This window comes from Limnospira sp. PMC 1279.21, assembly GCF_032349615.1.
In the GTDB taxonomy this organism is placed as follows: domain Bacteria; phylum Cyanobacteriota; class Cyanobacteriia; order Cyanobacteriales; family Microcoleaceae; genus Limnospira; species Limnospira fusiformis.
Genome location: NZ_JARPLU010000276.1, coordinates 1 through 3,977, shown reverse-complemented (window position 1 = coordinate 3,977; position 3,977 = coordinate 1). Strand labels below are relative to the sequence as shown.

At 47.5% G+C, this 3,977-nt stretch carries 5 protein-coding genes and 1 pseudogene; 3 read left to right on the top strand and 3 right to left on the bottom strand.

Annotated features, from left to right (window positions below):
* Positions 1-166: 166 nt before the first annotated feature.
* Both P5683_RS23345 and P5683_RS23340 read left to right on the top strand, forming a co-directional pair.
* Positions 167-451 (top strand): hypothetical protein, encoded by a 285-nt coding sequence (locus P5683_RS23345; RefSeq protein WP_006669811.1) that lies wholly within the window; start codon positions 167-169, stop codon positions 449-451.
* Positions 358-852: pseudogene (locus P5683_RS23340) on the top strand (site-specific integrase); the annotation flags it as partial. The gene P5683_RS23345 and the pseudogene P5683_RS23340, both read left to right, overlap by 94 nt.
* Positions 853-1,031: 179 nt before the next feature.
* Here the strand turns inward: P5683_RS23340 and P5683_RS23335 are convergent.
* Both P5683_RS23335 and hemC read right to left on the bottom strand, forming a co-directional pair.
* The gene (locus tag P5683_RS23335; RefSeq protein ID WP_006623857.1) at positions 1,032-1,718 is read right to left on the bottom strand and encodes a glycoside hydrolase family 108 protein; all 687 of its coding nucleotides are present in this window, start codon (positions 1,716-1,718) and stop codon (positions 1,032-1,034) included.
* A gap of 23 nt (positions 1,719-1,741) precedes the next feature.
* Positions 1,742-2,710: a hydroxymethylbilane synthase gene (gene hemC, locus P5683_RS23330; protein WP_006623856.1), complete on the bottom strand. Its 969-nt coding sequence runs from the start codon at positions 2,708-2,710 to the stop codon at positions 1,742-1,744.
* 367 nt (positions 2,711-3,077) lie between these two features.
* Between hemC and P5683_RS23325 the strand changes: the two genes are divergently transcribed.
* Entirely contained in the window at positions 3,078-3,470 is a 393-nt protein-coding gene (locus P5683_RS23325; RefSeq protein ID WP_006669812.1) for a recombinase family protein, read from the top strand.
* On the opposite strand, the gene P5683_RS23320 is transcribed toward P5683_RS23325, so the two are convergent.
* Positions 3,454-3,977: IS630 family transposase (locus P5683_RS23320; RefSeq protein WP_315642047.1), on the bottom strand; the 524-nt coding region annotated here is incomplete at its 5' end. The two genes, P5683_RS23325 and P5683_RS23320, sit on opposite strands and share 17 nt — an antisense overlap.

The following is a 3,977-nucleotide window of genomic DNA, read 5'->3' as shown; positions in this document are numbered from 1 at the left end:
CCAATTGCATCAATAACTTTTTGTCTGAGGTCGTAACTATAGGGGGCTGGCATTTTGGGTCTTCTTAGTCATCTCGTCCTCTCCATTATACGTCCTAACTTTCCTGTCTGGTGCTATATTTGATTGGGCTATTCAGAACCTGACAATTGACACCACATCCCGGTTGATGACGCAACTTAATGCTTGTTTTAAGTGGGCGATCGAAAAAAGGCTAGTGAGCGAACCCTCACCATTTAAAGATTTAAGCGCTAAAGCTGATCGGTTAAAAAAGCAAGTGATTCTGACGAGATTAACCCTTTTACGGCTAACGAACGCGATCGCATTATCCAGGGTTTTGATTCGGATCCACTTCACAGCCATTTTAGTTTGTATGTCCGTTTCTGTTTCTTCACTGGGTGTCGCCCATCGGAGGCGATCGCTCTACGATGGTCAGACGTTGCTGCCGATCTAAGTCAAATCACTTTTAGTAGTGTGATTGTTCGCGGGGAAGGGGGGCGCAAGCGCTGCGACGGCCTCAAGAGTCAAACGCGCCGCGATTTTCCCTGCAATGAACAAGTCCAAACTATTCTCGGAGAGGCGCGATCGCAAAACCATTCAGAAATAGTTTTCCCCAGCATCACGGGCAAGCCGATCCAAGACGGTGATTTTGGCAAAAGACACTGGCACCCAGTCCTCAAACAATCGGGGATAAAGCAGCGGAAACCCTACCAAATGAGACACACTTTTATCACCCTCTGTCTTGATGCCGGGATTGATGCTAAGGACGTTGCGGCTTGGGTCGGCAACTCACCCCAAGTTATTTACCAAAACTATGCAGGCCGAAACCGGGGGCTTTCTATTCCCAAACTTTAGGACAATTTGGCTATAATTTGGCTATAAATTTTTAGCCTACAGACACAAGAAACCGCCACAATCATTTACGGATAAGGGTAATGGGTATTGATACCGTCCCGACTTGAAATCGAGTGAGCCGCAAGGTTCTCGGGGTAATATTTCACCCTCTCCGTTGTTTCAGCCCCCCACAAGACAGGTCAATCCTTTTGTTTAAGGCTTTGTGCTACCTCTTGCAAAAGGGCGATCGCCTGTTGGAGTTTATCCATAATTTCCGAATCTTTCGGGGTTTCTGTGTTGGGTGGTTTCGGTGTGTTGGGTGGTTTGGGCGGATCAATAACCGGAGCCTGACCGCCGCCCAATTGGGTAACATAGCCCAATAAATCGCGATCGCGTCTTAGCCAACCCTCCAAAAATATCTGTTGGCTAGGGTTAGTCTTAACCCGTTGGTAGCGATAGTCAATGCGACCCTGACAGTATCTTTGGGCAGTTTCCAGGTTATTATTTTGTTCGAGAACCCCTTGGCTTTTCGGTCCAAAGCGACCATCTACAGTCAGTCCTCCCAGAGTTTCTTGTAAAAACTCAATACTGCCGGGAACACTAAAATTAACCGCCGTATCAAACTGAACCACCGCCAAAGGTAACACCATTAAATCAGCCTTTGACGGTAGCCAGTACATCGTATAATAAACCTCTTCAACCTCTGGCTGAGTAATTTGCCTAACCGATTTCGACCCCTGACCCTTATTTTTTAAATAGGTGTCGTAGGTCGCCTGGGTGATGCCATAATTAACCACACCTCCCAGGTCTTCCGGGTGTCCAACGCCGCCCTCCCATTTCAAGGTAAATTTGAGGGCAATTTGAAAATTCTCATCAGATTGTGTCATAATTACTCGCCCATGCGTGAAGTTTAACTGCGCTGAACTTCGGCAAAAATTTCCGCCAAAATTTCCTCAGCACCCTGTTGTTTAAGTTTGTGGGCTAATTGAATCCCCAACTGTTCCGCGTCACTAGCCTGTCCGGTCACTGTATCTTTAATTAGGCGTTTTCCGTCCAAACTAGCCACCATTCCGGTTAAAGTTAGGCGATCGCCTTCCACCATAGTATTAACACCAATGGGAACCTGACAACCCCCTTCTAATTCCCGTAAAAATGCCCGTTCACTGTGACATCTTTGGGCTGTGACGGTATGTTCTAAGGCTTTAACCACCTCGAAAATTTCCGTATCTCCCTCTCGGCATTCAAGACCCAGAGCGCCCTGTCCCACCGCGTGCAGAGAGATTTCAGCCGGAATGACTTGGTGAATGCGATCGGCCATTCCCAACCGTTTCAGTCCAGCCACTGCTAAAATTATCGCATCATACTGACCCTCATCCAATTTTTGCAGGCGCGTGTTCAGGTTCCCGCGAATATCCTTAAATTCCAAATGCGGGAAATTGTGGCGTAGTTGTGCCAGACGACGCAGGGAAGACGTACCGACCACCGCACCGGGTGGCAGAGTGTCTAGTTGTTTGTCGCGATGGTTTTCGTGGACTACCAAAGCATCTGCGGGGTCTTCCCGTTCAGTCACACAGCCCAGCATTAGACCTTCTGGGAGGTTTGTTGGTAAATCTTTGAGGGAATGCACCGCCATATCAGTATCATGGTTAAGCATCCCCACTTCTAGTTCCTTGGTGAACAGTCCCTTATCCCCAATTTTGGCTAGGGCTACATCTAGGATTTTATCCCCCTGGGTGGACATGGTATGAACTTCAAACTTGATATCAGGAAAGCGCTTTTGTAGTTCTTCCTGAACCCAGTAAGTTTGAACTAGGGCGAGTTGGCTTTTGCGTGAAGCAATGCGAATGGTACGGGTTTGGGCAGATACAGATGTTGTCATCGAAACTCCTTGACTCTGAAACCCCGTCCTGATTAGAACGGTTTAATGTTGAAATTGATGTTCCTCTCCACAGCGCCCTTTTGGGGGAATGTTAACTTAGCCAGTCTTGTCCCGGCTGGTTAGACTTAGTGGCTGACATCAATTGTGCGATCGCTCTCTAAAATAAATATTAGTTCGGTTAGTTGCACTCGATCTAGCCTACCCCATCGGGGACACAATCACAATGGTAATGGGACAATCATGGTTCCCCCTACCTAGAGGGCTGGGGGAGTCGGAGAGTTACGTCCTGTTAGCAAATTAACTGAACATTGCTTTACAATACTCAACAATCAGTCTAAGCTAGATAAGTACACAGCAAGCGAGCTAAATGCCGAAATATACATCACCGAGTGAAACGGCTCAATACTTTGGTGTATGCTTACATACTTTAAGAAGATGGGAAAAAAACGGCAAAATTCAAGCGCTCAGGACACCATCAGGGCAGAGACGATATGATATTGCCTCCTACACGGTCTCATCAAACGAGAGAACGCAACGGGCAATTATCGCTTATGCCCGCGTTTCAAGTCGCGGACAAAAAGCAGACCTTGCGCGCCAAGTTGCAAAGTTACTCGAGGTCTACCCCAACGCCGAGCTCGTCACTGATATCGCCAGTGGTCTTAATTTCCAAAGAAAAGGACTTAGAGCCATTTGGGAGCGAGTCCGTAAAGGCGATGTCGGATTTATAGCATTAGTCAAGGTGGTTAGGACGCAGTTTTGAGAACGGAATCCATGGCATCATGGAGAGAATCAAACTGCTCAATACAATGGCGAATGCGGGCTTTCAACCACGACCAACATTTCTCTATCTTGTTGAGGTCTGGCGAATAAGGTGGTAGATAGAGCAAACGGCATTGAGCCGCCTCCACTAGCTCAGGAATCCGTCCCCCTTTATGAAACGTTGCATTGTCTAGCACTAGAGTCTGACCTGGCTTCAGTGTTGGAATTAAGATGAACTCCAACCACAACTCAAACACTGTCCGATTACAACAACCCTCAAAGGTAAAGGGGGCTAAGAGTTGTTGATGACACCATGGGGCCATATAGCTCACCCTGCCCTGCCTCTTCCCTGATTTGAGGGCATGGAAGCGTTTTCCTTCCTCGCAGTAACCATAAGGGTAATCCGAGTCCTGACTATTCATGCCGGCTTCATCGAGGTAGACCACTTCTTGTGGCTCCATCTGTTCAATCTGAGCCATAAACTCCTCTCGCTGTTGCTTCCAACGTT

What these genes read in the sequence shown, in the direction of transcription:
- P5683_RS23345 (WP_006669811.1), top strand. Translation starts at nt 167, where the DNA reads ATGACGCAACTTAATGCTTGTTTTAAGTGGGCGATCGAAAAAAGGCTA.
- P5683_RS23335 (WP_006623857.1), bottom strand. Translation starts at nt 1,718, where the DNA reads ATGACACAATCTGATGAGAATTTTCAAATTGCCCTCAAATTTACCTTG.
- hemC (WP_006623856.1), bottom strand. Translation starts at nt 2,710, where the DNA reads ATGACAACATCTGTATCTGCCCAAACCCGTACCATTCGCATTGCTTCA.
- P5683_RS23325 (WP_006669812.1), top strand. Translation starts at nt 3,078, where the DNA reads ATGCCGAAATATACATCACCGAGTGAAACGGCTCAATACTTTGGTGTA.